General features: G+C 46.1%; 16 protein-coding genes. 14 read left to right on the forward strand and 2 right to left on the reverse strand.

From position 1 onward, the window contains the following. The first annotated feature begins 36 nt into the window (after positions 1 to 36). The 7 genes from DXA36_RS05945 to DXA36_RS32875 all read left to right on the forward strand — a co-directional run bounded on the left by DXA36_RS05945 (position 37) and on the right by DXA36_RS32875 (position 8,395). Positions 37 to 1,914 carry a sensor histidine kinase gene (locus tag DXA36_RS05945; RefSeq protein ID WP_182478953.1) on the forward strand — a complete coding sequence of 626 codons (1,878 nt, stop codon included), beginning with the start codon at positions 37 to 39 and terminating at the stop codon, positions 1,912 to 1,914. Next, positions 1,895 to 3,196 (forward strand): response regulator transcription factor, encoded by a 1,302-nt coding sequence (locus DXA36_RS05950; RefSeq protein WP_118677306.1) that lies wholly within the window; start codon positions 1,895 to 1,897, stop codon positions 3,194 to 3,196. The genes DXA36_RS05945 and DXA36_RS05950 overlap by 20 nt, the downstream gene beginning before the upstream one ends. Before the next feature lie 52 nt (positions 3,197 to 3,248). After that, complete coding sequence (locus DXA36_RS05955) at positions 3,249 to 4,241, forward strand: SPL family radical SAM protein (RefSeq protein ID WP_118677308.1); 993 nt, start codon at positions 3,249 to 3,251, stop codon at positions 4,239 to 4,241. 221 nt (positions 4,242 to 4,462) lie between these two features. Further along, positions 4,463 to 5,407, forward strand: coding sequence for an L-lactate dehydrogenase (locus DXA36_RS05960; RefSeq protein ID WP_118677310.1), 945 nt, complete (start codon positions 4,463 to 4,465; stop codon positions 5,405 to 5,407). Positions 5,408 to 5,587: 180 nt separating this feature from the next. Beyond that, complete coding sequence (locus tag DXA36_RS05965; RefSeq protein ID WP_243114577.1) at positions 5,588 to 6,697, forward strand: thioredoxin family protein; 1,110 nt, start codon at positions 5,588 to 5,590, stop codon at positions 6,695 to 6,697. Between the two features lie 88 nt (positions 6,698 to 6,785). Continuing rightward, positions 6,786 to 8,087: a phosphopyruvate hydratase gene (gene eno / locus DXA36_RS05970; protein WP_118677690.1), complete on the forward strand. Its 1,302-nt coding sequence runs from the start codon at positions 6,786 to 6,788 to the stop codon at positions 8,085 to 8,087. Between the two features lie 170 nt (positions 8,088 to 8,257). Beyond that, positions 8,258 to 8,395, forward strand: coding sequence for a hypothetical protein (locus DXA36_RS32875; RefSeq protein WP_182478954.1), 138 nt, complete (start codon positions 8,258 to 8,260; stop codon positions 8,393 to 8,395). A gap of 104 nt (positions 8,396 to 8,499) precedes the next feature. Here the strand turns inward: DXA36_RS32875 and DXA36_RS34380 are convergent, their stop codons facing one another. Together DXA36_RS34380 and DXA36_RS05980 are read right to left on the reverse strand one after the other, a co-directional pair. Continuing rightward, entirely contained in the window at positions 8,500 to 8,592 is a 93-nt protein-coding gene (locus tag DXA36_RS34380; protein WP_442876253.1) for a putative holin-like toxin, read from the reverse strand. Positions 8,593 to 9,097: 505 nt separating this feature from the next. Beyond that, complete coding sequence (locus tag DXA36_RS05980) at positions 9,098 to 10,126, reverse strand: helix-turn-helix domain-containing protein (RefSeq protein ID WP_118677314.1); 1,029 nt, start codon at positions 10,124 to 10,126, stop codon at positions 9,098 to 9,100. Positions 10,127 to 10,418: 292 nt separating this feature from the next. On the opposite strand from DXA36_RS05980, the gene DXA36_RS05985 reads away from it, so the two are divergent. The 7 genes from DXA36_RS05985 (at position 10,419) to DXA36_RS06015 (ending at position 21,428) form a co-directional block, all read left to right on the forward strand. Beyond that, positions 10,419 to 12,533 (forward strand): alpha-L-rhamnosidase-related protein, encoded by a 2,115-nt coding sequence (locus tag DXA36_RS05985; RefSeq protein ID WP_118677692.1) that lies wholly within the window; start codon positions 10,419 to 10,421, stop codon positions 12,531 to 12,533. Between the two features lie 270 nt (positions 12,534 to 12,803). After that, on the forward strand, positions 12,804 to 14,573 hold the full coding sequence (locus DXA36_RS05990; RefSeq protein ID WP_182478955.1) for a cache domain-containing sensor histidine kinase: 1,770 nt from the start codon (positions 12,804 to 12,806) through the stop codon (positions 14,571 to 14,573). 23 nt (positions 14,574 to 14,596) lie between these two features. Further along, complete coding sequence (locus tag DXA36_RS05995) at positions 14,597 to 16,198, forward strand: response regulator transcription factor (RefSeq protein WP_118677318.1); 1,602 nt, start codon at positions 14,597 to 14,599, stop codon at positions 16,196 to 16,198. Between the two features lie 193 nt (positions 16,199 to 16,391). Continuing rightward, positions 16,392 to 17,333, forward strand: coding sequence for an ABC transporter permease (locus DXA36_RS06000; RefSeq protein ID WP_118677320.1), 942 nt, complete (start codon positions 16,392 to 16,394; stop codon positions 17,331 to 17,333). A 61-nt stretch (positions 17,334 to 17,394) separates the two neighbouring features. Beyond that, the gene (locus DXA36_RS06005; protein WP_118677322.1) at positions 17,395 to 18,300 is read left to right on the forward strand and encodes a carbohydrate ABC transporter permease; all 906 of its coding nucleotides are present in this window, start codon (positions 17,395 to 17,397) and stop codon (positions 18,298 to 18,300) included. A 26-nt stretch (positions 18,301 to 18,326) separates the two neighbouring features. After that, the gene (locus DXA36_RS06010; protein WP_118677324.1) at positions 18,327 to 19,715 is read left to right on the forward strand and encodes an alpha-L-fucosidase; all 1,389 of its coding nucleotides are present in this window, start codon (positions 18,327 to 18,329) and stop codon (positions 19,713 to 19,715) included. Between the two features lie 66 nt (positions 19,716 to 19,781). Beyond that, the gene (locus DXA36_RS06015; protein WP_118677326.1) at positions 19,782 to 21,428 is read left to right on the forward strand and encodes a hypothetical protein; all 1,647 of its coding nucleotides are present in this window, start codon (positions 19,782 to 19,784) and stop codon (positions 21,426 to 21,428) included. Positions 21,429 to 21,470 lie beyond the last annotated feature (42 nt).

Raw genomic sequence — 21,470 nt, forward strand, 5'->3', positions numbered from 1 at the left:
GCCGAAAAGGAAATGACCCACAGGGAAGGCTGCCCTGTGGGTTTTCTTTTTGCCCGGAAGGGTGTAGAGAGTTGCAGCAGATTATGCTATGATAAAAATAATATCTTGAAAGAAAGCGGCAGTAAGGAACGGCCGCGGAAGTTTCTGAAGAAGCAGGGAGGGGAGCTTACGGAAACGGAAAAGAAAAAAACGTGGAGTCTGAACCGTATGGTGGTCCTTATCATGATGGCAGGATATGCGGCGTTGCTCATCCTGCTGTCTTGTATGGATTATTATCTGGTTGCGGATTATCAGAACCGGGGCAGAGAGCGGGAAATGGGGCTTTTGTCGGAGGCTGCGGAATATGTGGAGAAAGCGGCCAAGGATCTGGACGAGATTCTTTATGACATTTACGCCAAAAATAAGAATTTCGAAGCGCTTACTGTTTTGCAGGAGGAAACGGAAGAATACAGCAATGCTTATGAGCTTTTTGACGCCATGAAAAGCAGGCTGTTCCTGCAGGAAAATATGCATGGGGTTTATATTTTTTACGGGGCCTTCCAGAAGAGTCTGTTCCAGTGTGATAAGGAGATCATATCTTTTGACTCCCAGATGGAAATCAAGGACAGGCTCACGGTCCTGCTGAGCCAGTCCAAAAACGGAGGAGACTGGCAGACTGTGGTTACGGCAGACGGCGTTTTCCGTACGCTCACCTATAAGAGGGGAAACGTGGCGGTATGCGGCGTTTTCAGCATGAACGGCAGGTTGGATGAGTTGGAGCGCACCGCAGGGGACGGGGCCGGCGTATCTATTGTTGAAGAGGGAATGCTGTACCATGCGGAGGGAAAAGAGGATACGCTTGGAATAGCCGCGCAGACGAAGAACCAGGAAAAGTCCTTCCGCTATTGGAAGGATAACCGGTACGTATACGGCCGCAGGATTGAGAACAGCAGTATGTGGCTGTGTATGAGCATCCCGTGCAGGCTGTGGACCTATATGAATGTGCCTCAGCTGTTATTGCTCATCGTTACGTTGTTTTCTGTTCTGGCGGTATACTGGCTCTACCGGTTTATCCGCCGGGAGTTGGTATGGCCTCTCCGGGATCTGACGGAAACCATGAACCGGATCCGGCAGGGAGAATGGAATGCCCGCACCGGATCCCGCGGCCATCTGAAGGAAATCCAGGAGGTTGGTGAAACATTGACGGCTATGGTATCGGAAATTGAAAAGCAGAAAATGCGTTCTTATGAAGAAACCATAGAAAAGCAGAAGGCGCAGATGCAGTATCTCCAGCTTCAGCTGAAGCCCCATTTTTACCTGAACGGACTGAAAACCTTAAATGCGCTTACGCTGGCAAAGGACTGGGAGAAATCCCAGGAGCTGATCCTGCATATCTCCGAGCATCTGCGCTACCTTCTGCAGACGGAACGGGAGCTGGTAACGCTGGGAGCGGAACTGAACTATGTGCGCAATTATATAGAGCTGCAGAAATCCATGACAGGGCGCCCTGTAGTCTGCGGGATCCGGGAAGAGGAAGGGACGGCGGATTATCTTGTGCCCACCCTGTGTGTGCAGACCTTTGTGGAGAACAGCGTGAAATATGCCAAGCTGGGTGCGCCGGGACGGGAGCTTGCTATCCGGGTATGCGTACAGCAGCTGCTGACGGAGGATGGGATTTATCTGGATATTATGGTGTCGGATAACGGCGGCGGTTATCCGGATAACATCCTGGAGGAAATCAACGCGGATACCCGGAAGGGGACGCGCAGCGTGGGGATCCATAATCTGAAAAGAAGATGTGCTCTTATATATGAAGGAAAAGCGGAATATAATTTCTATAACGGCGGCGGGGCTGTGAGCGAACTGATTGTGCCGGTAATCAATCCGGACAGGCAGGGGATAAGGGGAGAAACGGATGAATGTATTGATAGTTGATGATCAGAAAGCGATTGTGGAAAGCTTAAGGGACGGCATCCGGTGGAAGGATTTGGGCGTGGAGAAGGTATATACGGCCTGCAGTGCAAGGGAGGCCAAGCTGGTGTTGGTGAATTTTCCTGTGGATGTGATGTTGAGCGATATTGAAATGCCGGAGGAGGACGGTTTGGAGCTGTGCCAGTGGGCGAAAGAAAGCCTTCCCTCCCTGGAATGCATTTTTCTGACTTCCCATGCCGATTTTTCTTATGCAAGGGAGGCTATCCGTCTGGGAAGCTTTGATTACATCCTTCAGCCGGTACGGTATGAAGAGGTGGAGGCGGTGCTGCGTAAGGCGGAGGGGAAAATACGGGAAAACCAGAGTGTCAGGCAGCTTCAGAACACAAGAAAGCTGGTGGTGGAACAGCGGGATACCATTCTGGAAGCGTTATGCATGAAGCTGCGTCAGGGGAAGGAGGCGGATGCGGAACAGATTTTCAGCACGCTGGCGGAGCTGCTGCAGCCTGATTTTAAAGAAGCCGCTTTTTATCCGGCCGCGGTCCGTATTACCAAATGGAACCGGGTAACCAATACCTGGGATGAAAAGCTGGTACGTCTGGTTATCCGGAATGTGCTGGAAGAACTGTTTGCCCCGGCTCATGGTGTGACCTGCATATCCTCCATGCAGGAGGGTGGTTTCGGGCTTCTGGTTGCGGTGGAGGACAGCCTGTCCGATGAAGGGAAATGGGATGTCGGCCTTCGGGATTTTTATGATTTTATAGAAGCCCAGATGGATTTTTCCATAGCGGTATATATGGGAACAAAGCTGCCGTTTACCGGCGAAGGGAAGCCGGGGCCGGCTATCGGCGGGAGGCTTTGGTTTCTTGCCGGCGCGGGGGAGGTGTTGAACCCGTCCGGAAAAAGCGGCATTTTCAGGCTGGCCGATATAGCCGGCGGGAAGCAGGAAAAGGACGGTGCGGAGGATGAGCCGGTTCAAAGGGCTGTGGCATATATCAAAGCCAATCTGAACAAGAATATATCACGCACCGATGTGGCCGAACTGGTGCATCTGAATGAGGAGTATTTTTCACGCCTGTTTAAACAGCAGACAGGGGAAACCTTCAAGGATTATGTCCTGCTGGAAAAGATGAATATGGCAAAGACGCTCCTGGAACACTCCCGGCTGTCCATCAGTATTGTGGCATCCAAGGTGGGCTACGATAACTTTTCCCATTTTTCCAGAATGTTTAAAAAAATCACGGATATGACGCCTCAGGAATACCGGAAGGAAAAACGGATGCTTTAAAGGAGAATGGGACATACTGCTATTATATTTGTCGGAAAGAAGGAAAGAGGAGATGACATTTGATGCAGTATATTATGAGCCGGACAGTTTGGAGTATCCCCTGGGGCGGCAGCTGAAGGAACAGTTTTCCGGCCTTCCCTGGATTCCTGTCGAGAGCCATAATTCCATAAAGGAAATGCAGGAAAAGCCGAATTCGGAGTTCGGGCATATGAAAAGGAATCTGATTATAGGGACCAGAAAAACACATAAGTATGTGGAAAACCATAAGGTGTCGGATTATCTGGTGCCCTTTACCTCTTCCGGCTGTACCGCCATGTGCCTGTATTGCTATTTGGTCTGTAACTATAATAAATGCGCCTATCTCAGACTTTTTGTAAACCGGGAACAGATGATGGACCGGCTGCTGAAACGTTCCCTGAAAGAACCCGGGCGGACTTATGAAATCGGGAGCAACAGCGATCTGGTTCTGGAAAATACCATAACCGATAATCTGTTATATACGATTCCCCGTTTTGCCAGGGAGGGAAACGGCTCCCTGACTTTCCCCACTAAATTCAAGATGGTGGATCCCCTGCTTTCCCTGGATCATCAAGGGAAAGTGATCTTCCGTATGAGCGTGAATCCCCAGCCGGTAATCAGCCGGATGGAGCTGGGAACCTCCTCCCTGAAGGAACGGATCCGTGCGGTTAACCGGATGTGTGAGGCGGGTTATCCCTGCGGGCTGCTCATAGCGCCGGTGATATTGACGGACGGCTGGAAGGAGCAGTACCGGGGGCTTCTGGAGGAACTGGAGGAAGGGCTTTCTGTTAAAATGAAAAAAAGCATGTTTTTGGAAATCATTCTCATGACATACAGCTATGTCCACCGGGCTATTAACGAAGAGGCTTTTCCCATGGCCCCGGATTTGTATGATAAAGAGCTGATGACAGGAAGAGGCAGGGGCAGATATTGCTACCGTCCCGAGGTGCGGGCGGAGGCGGAGGCTTTTTTGCGGGAAGAAATCAAAAGGATTCTGGGAAGCACGCCGATTTTGTACATCAGTTGAGAAAGATTATCGCTAAGAAGATCCTGCCGCTCTTGTGCTGCAGGGAATATATGATTATAATAGGGTTTGAACAAATCATACTAAAATAGTAGGATATGTTCAAACCCTTTTTATACCTGCCGCAGGCAGCAGGTATTTGACATGAAAACAAAAATGCAGGTTTGGGTTATTTTAACAGCAATCAGGAAAGGATGCGCCAACGTGCGCAGAGAGGAGAAAAGATGATAAATATTCAGAAAGCGGCGATTATCGGATGCGGTTTTGTTGGGGCTTCTTCCGCATTCAGCCTGATACACAAGGGATTATTTTCAGAATTGGTATTGCTTGACGCCAATCATAAGAAAGCGGAGGGGGAGGCCATGGATTTGAGCCACGGGCGTCCGTTTGTCAAGCCGGTTAAAATATATGCGGGGAGTTATGACGATATCAGCGACTGCTCCCTGATAATCATTACGGCGGGGGCAAACCAGAAGCCGGGGGAAACCAGGCTGGATCTGGTGCATAAGAATGTGGCTATTTTAAAATCCATTATACCGGAAATCACGGGCAGAGGTTTTGAAGGAATTTTAATGATCGTGGCGAACCCGGTGGATATCCTTACCTATGCGGCCCTGAAAATTTCCAGGTTTCCGAAGGAACGGGTTATAGGGAGCGGTACGGTGCTGGATACGGCCCGGTTCCGGTATCTGCTCAGTGAACATCTGCAGGTGGACAGCCGCAGTGTCCATGCATTTATTATCGGAGAACACGGCGACAGCGAACTGGCTGTCTGGAGCGGGGCCAATGTCTCGGGAATTGATATCAACAGCTTTTGTGAGCTGAGAGGATATTATGATCATATGGAGTCCATGGAGAAAATTTACCGGAATGTCCGTGACAGCGCATACGATATCATCGAACGCAAGGGGGCTACCTATTACGGTGTGGCTATGGCCGTCAGCCGGATAACAGAAAGCATTATCCGCAATGAACATTCCGTTATGCCGGTATCCAGTTTTATTGACGGGCCATACGGGCTGACGGATATCTGCCTCAGCGTACCTACCATAGTCGGACAGAACGGGGCGGAAAAGGTTCTGGAGATCCCTTTGGACAGTAAAGAAAAGGAACAGTTATGTGAATCGGCAGGGGAACTGAAAAGAGTGATTGCCGGCCTGAATCTTTAAAATAATAATTATTCTTATTATTGATTCTTGAAAAACTGTCCCATGCATGGTACAATGCAATTGGTTAGAATAAACTAACTAATTGCGTTAATACGATTGACAGACAGGAGGAAAACAAGATGTCTTTGATTAATAAGGAAATTGATGAATTTGCAGTACAGGCTTATGTGAACGTGATCCGTGGCGGAGAAAGCCCTGTCACACGAAAAAATCGATGTGAAATTCCATACGGAAATCGTGGAGGCCGGAGGGGAAGAGATGGTCACCTATGCCAGCTTCCGGGACAATAATACCGGAAAGGAGTGGGAGGTATCTGCCGAAAAGGACGGCCCCTTCGGTATTTTTGTTTTTGCCGGATATGTCCCTGATACGGGCTGGATTCTCCGGGCCGTTGCCAGGGATAAGCAGGGGTACCTGATTACGGATGAAAATCACAGAACCAGCCTGGAAGGGGTATATGCGGCCGGGGATGTATGTATCAAAAATCTCCGCCAGGTGGTGACTGCCGTCTCAGACGGGGCCATGGCAGCAACGGCTCTGGAAAAATATCTGGGCGAGCTTCACCGGCGGCTGGGAATCCCGGAACGGGACAGCCAAAAGCCGGTAAAAACCCAAAAGGCGGAACCGGGACACGAACGAGAGAAGAATACGGGATTCATCAGTCCGGCAATTCGGGAGCAGCTGGAAGGGATTTTTGCACGGTTCGCATCCCCCGTTATCGTGAAAACCCGTCTGGATGACAGCCCGCTTTCGGGTGAGATAACAGGCTTTTTAGGAGAGCTTGCCGCCGTAACGGACAAAGTAATATGGAAAACGGAGAGGGAGCCGGTTCCCGGGGAGCAGAACCGGGAAGAAGATGCCGGCGGGCTTCTGCCTTCCATTGATTTGTACCGGGAGGACGGCAGCTTCAGCGGCATAAGGTTCCACGGCGTTCCCGGCGGCCATGAATTCAACTCGTTTATCATTGCCCTGTATAACGTGGCAGGGCCGGGGCAGGAGGCGGATCCCGGGCTGATAAGCCGGCTGCAGCAGCTGAAGGAAAAGGTAAATGTTAAGGTACTGGTATCCCTGTCCTGTACCATGTGCCCGGAAACCGTCATGGCCGCACAGAAGGCCGCTGCGGTATCGCCGTTGGTGAGTGCGGAAATGTTCGACTTGATGCATTATCCGGAATTGAAGAATCAATATAAGGTGATGAGCGTACCATGTATCGTGGTGAATGACGATAAGGTCTATTTCGGTAAAAAAGGGCTGCCGCAGATCACGGATCTTCTGACCGGTGTTTCCTGAGAAATTATATCGGCCCGCGGCCCGGCCTTATGTGGGCGGCTTACCGGAAAAGGAAGGGCGGGAAGTATTCCGCAGGAAAGGAAAAAGAATGGAAAAACGATTTTTAGAAATTGAAAAAGTTACCGGCCGGGAGATTATTGATTCCAGAGGAAATCCCACCGTAGAGGCGGAGGTGGTTCTGGCCGGCGGGATTGTGGGCAGAGGAACCGCGCCAAGCGGCGCGTCCACCGGGGAATTCGAGGCATTGGAGCTGCGTGACGGCGACAAAACCCGTTTCGGAGGGAAAGGCGTAAGCAAAGCGGTACATAATATCGATACGGTAATAAACGATACGATAAAAGGCATGGATGCCTCCGATATCTATGCAGTGGACGGCGCCATGCAAAAAGCGGACGGAACCAAAGATAAATCCGCGCTGGGAGCCAATGCCATACTTGCCGTATCCATCGCCTGCGCCAGAGCGGCAAGTCTTGCCCTGCACATTCCCCTCTACCGTTTTCTGGGAGGGGTGAATGCCAACCGGCTTCCGGTGCCTATGATGAATATTTTAAATGGAGGAGCCCATGCGGCAAATACTGTGGATGTACAGGAGTTTATGATTATGCCTGCAGGCGCGGACAGCTTTCGGGAAGGGCTGCGCTGGTGTACGGAGGTGTTCCACGCGCTGGCGGCCCTGCTGAAAGCGAGAGGGCTTGCCACCTCCGTAGGTGACGAAGGCGGTTTTGCCCCGGATCTTTCCAGTGATGAGGAAGCAATCCAGGTCATCCTCGAGGCTGTGGAAAAAGCGGGATATGAGCCGGGTAAGGATTTTGTCCTGGCTATGGACGCGGCTTCCAGCGAATGGAAGGGAGAGAGAAAAGGCGAGTATCTGCTTCCCAAATGCGGAAAGAAATTTACCTCTGCGCAGCTTGTGGGGCATTGGAAGGCCCTCTGCGATAAATATCCCATTTATTCCATTGAGGACGGTCTGGACGAAGAGGACTGGGAAGGCTGGCAGATGCTGACCAGGGAGCTGGGAGACAGGGTACAGCTGGTGGGAGACGATCTGTTTGTCACCAACACCGAACGTCTGGCAAAAGGGATTTCCCTTGGCTGCGGCAATTCCATTCTGATTAAGCTGAACCAGATCGGAACGGTTTCCGAAACGCTGGAAGCGATCAAGATGGCCCATAACGCGGGATATACTGCGATTTCATCCCACCGCTCCGGCGAAACGGAGGATACCACAATCGCGGATTTGGCTGTTGCGCTGAATACCTGCCAGATCAAAACCGGAGCGCCCAGCAGAACGGAGCGTGTGGCAAAGTATAACCAGCTTCTCCGGATAGAAGAAGAGCTGGGCGCGGGAGGCGTTTATCCGGGATGGAATGCATTTCATATTAAAAAATAATTCTTTACATAAGAATACATGCGGGCCTGCGGATATGCAGGCCTTTTTTATGAGAATAGTATCAAAGTATGGTGTAAGTGGCCTGTCGGCCTTCGGTATTCTGCAACCCGAACGGTACGCAGACAAGCCGCTACCGGGTGGAAAGTGAACTGGAGAAGTTGGAGAAGAGGATGACAGAGGATGGCATACTGGTGGGGCATTCCAATACCAGCATGACAATGGATTTGTATTCTCCTGTGTTGGGAGATGAAAAGGAGCAGGAAACGCTTTTAATGGAAGATTTATTTCTTGAAAATGTTGCAATGTGAACGCAGAGGTGCTATTATAATGATATTAAAGGTGCTACCGATAGACGGTTGCCCCTCCAATTAATTAGTTAAAAATAACCGCTTAGTTTTCGAGGCTAGGGCGGTTATTTTTTGTGTGAAATCTTGTAAACAAGACCAACAACAGCAACGATTAATAATCCAAATTGAAACAATTCATCATATGTAACCATGGCCATCCCTCCTTTCGCGCTGACAAAAAGTCAGTGCATGATTGGAGGGCAAGCCCTCCAACGAAGAAGGGCAACCGCCTACCGTGTAGGGTAGCACCATGGTTATTATAGCAGAGAAATGTGACGATAACAAGTGCATTTGTGGATGATTGAAAAAAGATATCCGGACCGGAGGAAGTTAAGGTGACTCAAATTTTGACTCGACTGCGGGTCAAAATAGATAGAACCAAATAGAACTATACCTTGATAAGTTTTGTTACAGGAGAGCATAATCGTGTTCCGTATTCCTGCAGCAAATCAAGATACGCAATTATTTTAGTAAGGTTTATACGGCTGTTCTTATTTGTAATTGCCTGCGTTCTCAGAGCTTTCATGTAAGAATTCAAAAAATGAGTGAAATAAAAAAGATGAGAGTTGTTACATAAGATAAAATCAGTAGAATCTGCCTTCTACCTGTATATAATCATATTCTATTTTGTTTATCGTTTTCCACTATTTAAGAAATGCTTATTTAACAATTTCTTTCCCTGTATTTTAACGGTGACATTCCGGTTTCCTTCCGGAAGGATTCATAGAAATGGGAAGTGCCCGAATAGCCCAGTTCTTCTGCAATCGCGGTCACGCTTTTGTCGGTGCCGGTCAGCAGCTGTTTAGCCTGGTCCAGGCGGTAGCTTCCCGCCAGCCGCAGAAGGCTGGAGCCGGTACGCCGTTTTACAATCTGATTCAGATATTCCGCATTATAATGCAGGGCTTCCGAAAGCCGGGAACGGGAAATATGCCCGTGGGTCTCCTCCAGAAAATTCGTGATCCGGGCGAACAGAAAGTCCTCATTGCTGGAATCCAGGCGCATGAAATTACAGTGGAATTTGTTTTTATCTTCCAGTGTGTAGATTAAACGTAACAGCAGGCCGCGCAGAAAGTAGGAACCCCCCGGTTTATTATCAAGCAGCAGCTGCTGCATCTGATCGATAAGGGTTTCGGCCGGATTGTCTGAAGAGCTGGATAAAGAATACAGAGTGGGGGAAAATTCCAGGTAATTACGGGCAAAGCGTTCCTCCCCCTGGAGGTTGGAATGAAGGAATTCATGAATGAGGCCTCCCGGGGGAGTGAGGCGGGGGCTTACATCAAAGAGCACATCTTTTTCGGCTAAATCCATAATATACTCGGCATGAAAGTTAATGAATACCACGCTGCAATGCGGCCCCGGTATATCCGTGTGCCTCGTATTCCGGTTAAGCAGACAGGCATCCCCTTTCTTATAAGTATAGGAAATCCGTTCTATTTTATTGGTCAGCTCCCCTTCCAGGACATACATCAGTTCAAAATGGTCATGCTGGTGGGATACCGCATTGTCAGGCAAATAAGCAGAACTCATGGAGCCGGGATAAAAGGCGGCATGAAGCAGCTTACCCGTTTTTTTATCCCTGATTTTATAAAACATGGTTAGAGGAGTTATGATGGTCATGCGGTCGGAAGAAGCCGTCCAGTTGTTCCGTACAAGCATCCGGCCTGCCGGCGCAGGGATTTTCTGATTTTTCATGTATTCTCCTGTACTAATTTCATTGTGTATGGATTCCGGGTGTCTCCGGGTGTAAATCCGGCGACTATAGCCCGGCGGCACTGGTACTCCATCCCCAGGCCGCAAAAAAGCAACTTGGTTTTAGGCGTATCTGATAGCCGGAAAACGGATATTGGTTGTTTAGAAACCTTCTTCCGTTATTATATAATACCCATACGGAGAAAACAATCAAGGAACGCAGGAAACCGGGGAAGGGGCAGGACACAGGAGCGCCGGAAGGGAAATCCCGGGACTGCAGAAAGGGATGGAAAAAATGGCCAATTGGATATGGTATCCGGGAGATTTTGAGATTTATCATGGGATGCGCCAGAACTTTGACAGGGAGGAACGGGGCTTTTTCTGGCCTGCCTACTGGCATATTGCGGACTGCCGCCACCATGTGGTATTTCATGGGAAGTTTACGCCGGAAAAGGAAACGGTTTTCCGGGTGACGGCAAAAGGGGAGGGGCATGTGCTTCTTAAAAGTAAGGCCGAAGCGCCGGAAGGGTTCCCTGCGGATCAGGTATTTTATCAGGAGAAAAAATACAGGATAGGGGAATGGATTTCCTGCCCGGCAAAAGAAGTAAGGATTGATGTGGTATTGGGAAACCGGACAGGGCTTCCCTGTATTTATGTGGAAGGAGAAACGGTTTTTTCGGGAAAGGAGTGGACCGTTTCCGACTTTGTACAACCGGCTGTCCCTGCGGGGCTAAACGGGATGTATGAAAACAGGGAGCAGGATCCCCAGGAATTTGATTACACCTGTGAAATCTGCCGGCCGGCGGCGGAAGAAAAAATAAACGGGGGTATCCTTTATGATTTCGGCAGAGAGCTTACGGCGGATACCCTGCTTCATATTAATGGGGCTATAAGGCCGCAAACCGTGACGCTGTGTTACGGGGAATCCCGGGCGGAAGCGCTGGACACGGAGTGGTGTTACCTGAAGCAGGTACTTAAGATTCCCGGAGAGGAAGAAGCGGAAGGCTTAAAATACCTGACAGACTCCCCCTTCGGCAGGTGGGAGGACGGCCGGTGCTACCATACGAAACTGCGCGCCTTCCGTTACCTGTTTCTTACTGCGGAGTATGGGACTTTGGAGGGGGAAGCGTCCTGCCTTATCACACCGGAAGCGTTATACAAATATGTGGACTTTGGCAAAAGGAGTGATTTTTCCTGCAGCGATGAGCTGGTGAACCGAATCTGGAAGGTTGCGGACACCACGTTCCGTCTGTCCAGCGGTATTTTCTTCCTGGACGGTGTCAAACGGGACAGGTGGATTTGGTCCGGGGATGCGTACCAGAGCTATTTCATCAACCAATATCTTTTCTTTGACAAGGATATCTGTAAGCGGACGATTCTGGCCCTTCGGGGAAACGATCCCGTTACGGGGCATATCAATACGATTGTGGATTATTCCCTGTATTGGATAATCAGCCTGGAAAATTATTATAAGATGTCAGGGGATCTGGAATTTATCCGCATGATATACCCGAAAATGGAGTCCCTGATGCGTTATTGTATGGAACAGACGGATGAACAGGGTTTTATTTATGGAAGGGAAGGGGACTGGATTTACATAGACTGGGCGGAAATGGATAAAGAGGGAACCCTTTGCGCGGAACAGATGCTGCTGGCAAAAAGCTATGAGTCAATGGCGGCAGTGAGGGGGCTGCTCGGATTGGACAGAGAAGAATTTGTGCAGAAAAAGGAACAGCTTCTTTGTCACATACGACGCTTTTTCTGGGATGAGGAAAAAGGAGCATTTATCGACAGCTACCGGTCGGGCAGAAGGAATGTCACCCGCCATGCCAATATTTTCGCCGTTCTTTTCGGGTTTGCGGATGTCCTGGAAACTCGTAGTATTCTGGAACATGTGCTTCTGAATGAAGCGGTTCCTGCCATTACCACGCCTTATTTCAAGTTCTATGAGCTGGAAGTGCTGGCGGGGCTGGAACGCTTCGATGTGGTGATGGCAGCCATGAAAAGCTACTGGGGAGGGATGCTTTTACAGGGAGCGTCCACTTTCTGGGAGGAGTATATACCCGGCCAGCCGGAGGAGGAGCAGTATGGCATGTACGGAGATAAATTCGGCAAGAGTCTGTGCCATGCCTGGGGAGCAAGCCCGATATACCTGCTGGGCAGGTACTGTATGGGGGTTACCTCTTCGGCGGTCGCTTATGAGACCTTTTCGGTCAAGCCGAGGCTTGAACTTTTCGACCGGTTTTCCTGTTATTTTCCGGTGGGCCGGGGGACGGTGTGGATGGACTGGAAGGACGGCGTGCTGGATGTGTATACAGATAAAGAAGGCGGTGTGCTTTCGGCTGGAGGCAGGGATTATGCGTTAATACCTGGGGAGCATGTGCTGGTTAACGGAGGGGAAAGGGATTAGCCATAGCATGAAATTGCCTGTCTGTCAATTGTTCTAAAATAGTATATATGGAATCGTCCTTTCGTATGAATGCTTAACGGGGGAATTTAGTCCCTGCCTGAACGGTACACAGATACCGTATGTATGTAATATGACACATGCATCTACGAATAGGGCGGTTTCTATTTTTATGCTTTTATGTTTGATTGCAGCCATTGGATGGGATATGCTATACTGAAAATCAGTAGTAAGAATACAATGTTTTTTGTGCGGGAAAATGGAGAAAAGGTTATGAAAAGCTTCAGAATGAAAATGATTTGCATTTTATTGGGTGTTTCGCTCGTCCCGTTAATTGTGGCTACGGTATATTCTTATAATATTTTAAGCAAAAATCTTTATCAAAAAATAAACATGGAAACTATGTCGTCTATAGAAATGTTGGCAAAAAGTATAGATAATGAGCTGCAGAGGCTGACGGCCGACATGGAGATAGTGACCTCTTCCAAGGAATTCCAGCATGCCATGAATCAGATTAGAACATCCCGGACAGACGGGGATTGTTGGGTTGCATTGCAGGATATGGATGAAATGATGATAGGGATGTTTGGAAAAAGTAAAGGGGTATCCGGTGTTTATATTACAATGCCTGATGGTGTTACCTATGCAATTCAGGACAAGTACCATACAGATTTAAAAGCATTCTCCCGGAACAGTTGGTTCATAGGAAAAGATATCGGATTCAGTTCCATTGTTTCAAGAGGGATCGAACCGATGCAGGACGGCAGAAATGCTCTGATTTTTGGGAAATTGATTAGGGATGTAACTGATCTTGGTAATTTGGCGGAAATTGGATCCGTTCACTTTGCAATCGATCCTGCTCTTTTTTCTTCCGTTATGGTACAGAATAAAGAGGATAGTGCCCTGTTTTTGATTAATAATGACGGACAGGTGGTGGTTTCTCAATGTCAGGAGGAGGAATCGGATTATTATTATCGTCTTATAAAAGATAATATTATGCAAATGAAGGAAACCAGCGGTGTGATACCAGTAGTTGCGAATGAAAGTAAGATGGTGATGATATATGATACATCACCTCTTTACCGTTATCAAATGGTTCGTTTTATACCTTTTCCCATCTATAACAGTGAGATTAAGAATATCACCTGGATAACCATTCTCTTTGCATTGCTCTGTATAATTATCGTAGTTCTGGTATCGGTACTCATATCGAAAAATATATCAAAACCGGTTAATATCTTAAGTAAAGCGATGCAATATACAGAAAAAGGAAATTTTGATGTACAGTTGGACTGTAACCGGAAAGATGAACTCGGAGATATGACAAGAAGCTTCAACCGAATGGTAAGGCAGCTGAATTCTTTCTTCAAGCAAATCATCGAAAATGAAAAGGCTAAGAAAAACCTGGAGATCCGTTCGCTACAGTATCAGATAAGCCCGCATTTTTTATATAACCTTCTGGCCTCTGTACGTTCGCTTGCCGTGATAGAAAAAGCGAAGGAAACAAGTGAAATGCTGAGTGCGGTATCAAAGCTGCTGAAAAACACAGTTGGATATGCGGGAATGCTTATTCCCTTATATCAGGAGACGGAAAATGTCCGCAGACTCTTATTTATTCAAAATATGTGCCATAATGGTTTGATAAAATGGGATTTGGACCTGCAAAAGGGGACGGAAGAATTTTTGGTGCCGAATCTTATCATGCAGCCTATTGTGGAAAATGCCGTATTTTACAGTGCGGATATGAATACCGGAGAAGTGGAAATAAATATAAGCATCAGAAAAGAAAAGGAAAGGCTAGAAATAATTATTCAGGATCACGGTGCGGGAATTTCAGAAGAAAGGCAAAAAGAAATTTTCAGGGAAAATAATCATAAGGGACAGTTTACTCATGTCGGCCTGTTCAATACGAGGGAGCGCATCCGGCTTAATTTCGGGTCTCCTTATGATCTGATGTTGTCCAGTAATTCCAAAGGGACTAAGGTGGTTATTACACTTCCTCTGCTGCTGGAGGAAGAGGAAATCGTTTTAACACCCGGTTAAGTAAAATATGGAGGGGATTCGTAATGATGAAGGTTATGCTTGTAGATGATTGTCAGCTTATTTTACGTGGTTTGGAAAGTATTCTGGATTGGGAAGCCAATGGATTCTGCATTGTGGGAGAAGCTTTGAATGGGAAGCAGGCATTAAATAAAATGGAGAACGAACAGGTAGACATCCTGTTAACGGATATACAAATGCCTATCATGGACGGAATCGAATTGATACGTATTGTGCGCAAGAAATATCCGGATGTACAAATTGCAGTTCTTAGCGCTTATGATGATTTTAAACTGGTGCGTACTGCATTCTGGCTGGGAGCGCAGGATTATTTGCTGAAACAGGAATACGACGCAGATACTCTTTTGACACTTCTGGAAAAATTCCGCATGGAATGCAGGATACGGGCAGAACAGGAGGCAAGGAGCGGGGATACAGAAGAACTGCGTGAACTCTTAAAGAAAAATGAGAAGCTGCAGGATATTGTATCCGAAAATATAGGTGAACTGCGTAATGCATTTCTTCGAAACATGATCAGAAAAAAAGAAAACCCGGATTTCAGCCGGATGAAACAGCTGGGGATCGAAATCCCGGAAAATAATTTGGTTTTCATGCAGTTTGTGGGGGAAACGGCATGCAGCGGGGACGATGTGGAACTTATTTCCCTTATACTTGAACGGGAAGTGGGCAGGACACTGGAAAAGACAATGGGAGGATATTTTTTCTGTGCGAATTATAATGAATACATATATCTATTTCCCATGGAATATGTTGAAAATATGGATTATAAAGATAATGTCAGGAAAGTTTATGATTTTGTAAATAATTATCCGGATGAAAGATATCATATGATTCTTTCTGCAGGAGCAAGTGTTCCCGGAAGCAGAAACAACTTACTGCTTCTGGCCGAACAGGCAAGACAGGCTTGTCAGACCAGGTTTATAAAAGGAAAAGGGAGGTTATTGTTTTTTGAAGAGTTTTCTCAGGACGAGCAGGATGGTTTCCTGAATACCGCCCAATCCGCTGTGGATTTTGGCAGGCTCCTTAAAAAGAGGGATTTAAACGCAATCCTGAGAATCGGAATGGGAGAATGTAAGACTAAAAGGGAACAGGATCTGCTGATTACACGTTATGTATGGGAGATTGTACGTTTTGCTGAAGAAGAAAATCTTCCGATCAATTGTGATAAAATTATTTTGGAGATGCAGTTCCTTTTAACCGGTTCTTCACTGAAAGAGCGCGATTGCTGGATGGGAAATACCGTAAAGCATATTTTTTCTATGGCGGATACACAAAGCAAATATCTTATTCAGTTCAAAAAATGCATAGAGAAGCATTATGAAGAAAGCGATTTAAGAGCGGAAGATGTGGCGGAATATTTGGGAATCAGTGTTGGCTGGATGGGAAAAATCATATATCAGGAAACCGGGAAACATTTTTCCGATTATCTGAACCATTATCGGATTGGCAGATCAAAAGAATTGTTGGAGAATACTAATCTGAAGATTTATGAGATTTCGGAGCGTACCGGATATAATAATGTGGAACATTTTACGCGGGTTTTCAAAAAGATTGTCGGCATGGGGCCAAGAGAATATGCTAATAGCCAGTCAGGTTATACCATGTAAATTGTTAATATGAGCGGGAAGTAACTTATATTATTAAAAAACTCTACAATCCAAATTCGGATATGGAGTTTTTTTTGTGCTAATTTTGAATTGCAAACATAATACATCATAAAAATACGGAAAATATCATTCATTGTAATTAAATAAATACTTATAATTATATAAAACAAACAACAGAGAAAGAGGCGGTTACATGTATTCAAACAGGTGGTTGAACAGTCGCTGGAAATCCTTCCGGCATAAAGTAAAAGCGAATAAAGCCAGATTACTTATGTTTCTTCCCGGTTTTTTATTTATTTTAGTTTTTTCATACGGACCCATGTATGGACTGATTTTAGCATTTAAAGATTTTAATATAGGAAAGGGAATCTGGGGAAGTCCATGGGTAGGTTTTAAGCACTTCGAAACCTTTTTTTCAAGCCCGTCCGCATTGACAGCACTTTTCAATACTTTGAAAATAAGTCTCCTTAAGCTGTTATTTAATTTCCCGGCTCCTATTTTATTGGCACTGATGCTGAATGAGATGCGCCCCGGCCCAATAAAAAAAGCCGCCCAGACAATAAGCTATCTTCCCCATTTCATATCCTGGATTATTGTGGCAGGTATTCTCAGTTCACTTCTTTCCCCGAGTACAGGTACTATAAATTATATTATAAAAGCTCTTGGCGGTCAGCCGATCCTATTTCTTACGGATACTAAATGGTTCAGGCCAATTCTTATTATAAGCGGAATCTGGAAGGAAATCGGCTGGGGATCGGTGGTGTATCTGGCCGCATTATGTTCCATTCCTGCAGAACAATATGAATCTGCCAAGATTGACGGAGCCAACAGGTTTCAGAGATTATACTACATAACGATCCCTTCTATGAAAGGCATTGTTTCCATCATGCTTCTTATGCAGGCGGGAAATATTATGAATGCCGGTTTTGATCAGGTCTTTAATCTCTATAGTACAAGCGTATATGAGGTGGGAGATATTATTGATACATATGTATATAGAGTTGGTATCGGACAGATGATGTACAGCTTTAATACAGCGGTGGGACTGTTTAAATCGGTGGTTAATTTTGCATTGGTCCTTGCGGTAAATATGGTAACAAAGAAATTAAACGACGGCGAATCCGTTTTATATTAAGCCGGTATGAGGTTTATATAAAACAGATACTCGGAATATATACAGACGGATAGGAGCAGATATGAAAATAAAGGTAAGGAAAAAAAATCATGAAAGCAGGGGAGACCGTATAATGGTCATTATATGTTATCTGATGATATTTGCAGTAGTGGTGGTAACATTTCTGCCTTTCTGGGAATTGTTTGTAGTGTCAATCAGTAACAGGGCAGACGCAGTCAGAGGCGGAATAAAACTGTTTACTTCGGATCCGGAGCTGACAGCATATAAACAGGTTCTTTCTTCTAAAAATATCTGGATCAGTGCATGGAACAGTATTATAAGAGTAGTGCTTGGTACGCTGCTGTCGGTAGTATTGACGGCTCTCATGGCATATCCCTTATCAAAAGCCGATTTCATCGGAGGAAAGATATTCACTATTCTTATTCTGTTTACCATGGTATTCAGCGGCGGGCTGATCCCATCGTATTTTCTTATAACGCAGACCCTTCATCTGACGGATACCATCTGGTCAATGATATTGCCGGGAGCGGTAGGTGCATACAACCTGGTTATAGTAAGGAATTTTCTCCGTTCTATTCCCCAGAGTCTGGAAGAGGCAGCCAGAATAGACGGGGCCAGTGAAATGTGTGTATGGTGGAGAATTGTTATGCCGCTTTCAACACCGGTGCTGGCAACTGTGGCGCTCTGGAAGGCAGTGGAACATTGGAATGCATATTTTGACTGTCTGCTGTATATTCGGGATCAATCAAAGTATGTGCTCCAGATACTTTTAAGACGTGTTCTTGTGGAACAGCAGATGTCCATGCTTCAGGATGGGTCTATGATGACGGATATTGCATCAAAGCCCACAGAGGTTACAACCAGGGCGGCGCTGATTATGATAAGTACGCTGCCGATAATTATGGTTTATCCATTCCTCCAGAAATATTTTATGCAGGGTATTATGCTCGGTGGAGTGAAAGAGTAAGAAGGAAGAAAAGGAGAAAGTTCATTATGCCGGAAACGAAGAATTTTGAGGTTGAGGGGCAGCATAATTCAATAAAAGTGACAAAATGGGATCCAGAAAAGGGGTTATCCAATCCGCATCCTGCTGCACAATGGTTTGACGGAGCAGGATTGGGATTGTTCCTGCACTGGGGGATATCGTCTGTCGCCGGAAAATGTGATTTATCATGGGGAATGATAACCGGCTGGGAACTTACGAAGAAAACCGTATCAAAAACGGAAATTGATGAAATGATAAGAAAAAAATCGTATTCTTGCAGAGCGGAGGAAATGACGCCCAATCAGTATTTTAATCTGGCACAGGGATTTCTGGCAGAACATTACAACCCGAAGGAATGGATGCGTATGGCGAAAAATGCCGGATTTACCTATGCAGTACTGACAACAAGGCATCACGACGGTTTTGCGCTCTGGCCCAGTAAGTTCGGAGATTTTAATACAAGAACCTTTTTGGGCGGACGGGATTTGGTAAGGGAATTTGTACAGGCATGCCGCGAATATGGGATTAAAATTGGGTTTTACTATTCTCCGCCGGACTGGTTTTATAATAAGAATTATATGTCTTATATGATATATACGGCAAAGAAAAAGAATCCGGATCTGCCGGAGCTGGACGCGGATTATAATCCGGTACAGCTTCCCGACAGAAAGGCTATGCATGAAAATAATTTAAAATTTGCAGTTTATGTACATGGACAGCTGGATGAATTGCTCACAGAGTATGGAAAGATTGATTTGCTGTGGTTTGACGGAAGCATGCCGGAAGGGCTTTTATATCCGATGGAGCGTATCCGTTCCCTTCAGCCGGGAATCGTAGTGAACCACAGGATGCATGGATACGGAGATTTTGAAACGAAAGAGGTTAAGGAAGCGTCACAGCGTCCTGAAGCATGGTGGGAATTCTGTACCCAATGGGCAGCACGCGGCTGGGCATATATAAAAGGAGTTCCGTATCGTCCGCTGAGTGAAATCACTTCGGAATATGTACGCACCCTGGCATGGGGCGGTAATTATCTTTTAAATGTCGGACCTATGGCAGATGGAAGATTTCCGGAGGAAGCGATGCACGCGATAAATGAGTTTACCGAATGGCATCAATTGAATCGGAGCGCGCTGGAAAAAACAAAACCGTTGTCCGGAACGGAGATCTGCAATGTTCCGGCAGCTAAAAAAGGGAATTCCAGATATGCTTATCTTCTTCCGGGGACGGAGGAGAATGTGGTTATAAAAGGTATCAGGAGAATAAAGCGGGCGGTTATGCTGGATACCGGCAGGCAGGTTGAATTTGAGGAAGGAGACAATCAGGTGAGGTTATTTGTTCCTGCAGTACCTGAAAATCATGCAGTCCGTATTTTACATGTTGAACTGTCTGAATGAATCGATGTTTACTCCTGGCTTGTCCGGAAGGAGTTTGCATAAAATAATGTATAAAGGAGAGGGAATATGAAAGTGAAAAAAATGGCGGCATTAATTTTGAGTATGATTCTGGCAGCAGGAACATTGACAGCCTGTGGTTCCGGCGGTGGAGAGGATGTGAAAGAAAATACTGCATCAGCACCGGAAGAGAAGGAAGCTGTGGCAGAAGGTGACGATGGAACGGTCTATCAGGTAACTTTGGCAATGCCGGTAAATGGACCTGTGGATGAAAAAAACGATACTCTTGATTATCTGAATACTCTTGTACCCGGACTGGAAATAAAGGTGGAAGGAATAGAAATCGGCAGTTATTGGGATATACTCAATCCCAGGCTTGCATCCGGTGAAATTCCTGATATTATTCACTGCCATAATGATTCCATGTATACTTCGTATTTGTCTCAGGGAGTTCTGGGAGGAGTTTCTCCGGAATTACTGAAAGAATATATGCCGAAGTATGTGAAGGCCACAGAAGAATACGGTATTGAGTTATGGAGTCTTGTGCTTAAGGACGGAATGGTATATGGACTTCCTATTATGTCCGAAGCACAGACGCATCCTTTTACGAACGCATGGAGAGGGGACTGGCTTAAAGCGGTAGGAATTGATAAAGTACCGGAGACAGTGGATGAATATGAGGAGGCCCTCACACGCTTTACTTTTGATGATCCGGATGGAAACGGGGTGGATGATACTTATGGGACAACCCTCCGCGGAAAGGATTCGACACCTTATTTATTTTCCTCATTATTTGGAGCATATGGTGTGTTTCCCAGCATGTGGAATCTTGCAGAGGATGGTACTTTACAATACGGAATTATTGATCCCCGCGCCAAAGAAGCGCTTCTTAAATTAAACAGTTGGTTTAAAAAAGGAATTATTGATCCTGAGTTTGCAGGTGTAGATGGCAGTATCCGTACTGAAAAATGGATCAACAGCCAGATAGGTATGCTTTCTGATTCTACTTATTATGAAGTGAATGAAGGCAACAGTCCCTGTGATAATCTGAAGGCCCTTACCCCGGAAGCGGAAATTCTGCGGGGGCCTGCGCCGAAAGGGCCAAACGGTGATTACGGATATATTAACTGGAGTAAGTATACAAACAGGATTATATTTGGAAAAACTTTAACGGAAGATGAAGGAAAGCTGAAAAAAGTTCTTCAGCTTCTGGAACTGATGGATACGGATCCGGAAGTATATAATCGTTTATATTATGGAAAGGAAGGTGAAAACTGGAAACGTAATGAAGAGAATATGATTGTAAAAATTCCTCCGTACAGCGATCCCGCTAATTGCGGTGCACTGGGTACCAATATTTTTAAGGATGGAGGAATCGCTCCTGTTCCCTCGGTAAAGGCCCAGACTGTTTCAGAAAAAGAACCGGAGCAATACAAATATGCAGAAGAAGGAACTATGGTAAACGGAGAGAATTATTTCGGATATCTGTCTAAATTCATATCCGATGATATAAATACGGCTTACAATGCGGAAGCGGATACTCTTTACAAAAAGAATTTTATTGATTTCATAACAGGAGCCCGTTCTTTGGATGAATATGATGCTTTTGTTGAAGAATGGCTCGCAGCAGGAGGGGAAGCGTATACACAAGCATATAACGACTGTTATAAAAATGTGGAATCGATAATGGCGGAAGCTGCCAATATATTTAAGTAATATAAGAAACGGACAAAGTATCGGCCGGCCGGATTCCATATA

The sequence above is a fragment of the Eisenbergiella sp. OF01-20 genome (assembly GCF_003478085.1).
GTDB lineage: Bacteria > Bacillota > Clostridia > Lachnospirales > Lachnospiraceae > Eisenbergiella.

Excerpts from the sequence above, each read along its gene's own strand:
- DXA36_RS05950 (WP_118677306.1), top strand. The coding sequence starts at position 1,895 with ATGAATGTATTGATAGTTGATGATCAGAAAGCGATTGTGGAAAGCTTA.
- DXA36_RS05955 (WP_118677308.1), top strand. The coding sequence starts at position 3,249 with ATGACATTTGATGCAGTATATTATGAGCCGGACAGTTTGGAGTATCCC.
- DXA36_RS05960 (WP_118677310.1), top strand. The coding sequence starts at position 4,463 with ATGATAAATATTCAGAAAGCGGCGATTATCGGATGCGGTTTTGTTGGG.
- eno (WP_118677690.1), top strand. The coding sequence starts at position 6,786 with ATGGAAAAACGATTTTTAGAAATTGAAAAAGTTACCGGCCGGGAGATT.
- DXA36_RS32875 (WP_182478954.1), top strand. The coding sequence starts at position 8,258 with ATGACAGAGGATGGCATACTGGTGGGGCATTCCAATACCAGCATGACA.
- DXA36_RS34380 (WP_442876253.1), bottom strand. The coding sequence starts at position 8,592 with ATGGCCATGGTTACATATGATGAATTGTTTCAATTTGGATTATTAATC.
- DXA36_RS05980 (WP_118677314.1), bottom strand. The coding sequence starts at position 10,126 with ATGAAAAATCAGAAAATCCCTGCGCCGGCAGGCCGGATGCTTGTACGG.
- DXA36_RS05985 (WP_118677692.1), top strand. The coding sequence starts at position 10,419 with ATGGCCAATTGGATATGGTATCCGGGAGATTTTGAGATTTATCATGGG.
- DXA36_RS05990 (WP_182478955.1), top strand. The coding sequence starts at position 12,804 with ATGAAAAGCTTCAGAATGAAAATGATTTGCATTTTATTGGGTGTTTCG.
- DXA36_RS05995 (WP_118677318.1), top strand. The coding sequence starts at position 14,597 with ATGATGAAGGTTATGCTTGTAGATGATTGTCAGCTTATTTTACGTGGT.
- DXA36_RS06000 (WP_118677320.1), top strand. The coding sequence starts at position 16,392 with ATGTATTCAAACAGGTGGTTGAACAGTCGCTGGAAATCCTTCCGGCAT.
- DXA36_RS06005 (WP_118677322.1), top strand. The coding sequence starts at position 17,395 with ATGAAAATAAAGGTAAGGAAAAAAAATCATGAAAGCAGGGGAGACCGT.
- DXA36_RS06010 (WP_118677324.1), top strand. The coding sequence starts at position 18,327 with ATGCCGGAAACGAAGAATTTTGAGGTTGAGGGGCAGCATAATTCAATA.
- DXA36_RS06015 (WP_118677326.1), top strand. The coding sequence starts at position 19,782 with ATGAAAGTGAAAAAAATGGCGGCATTAATTTTGAGTATGATTCTGGCA.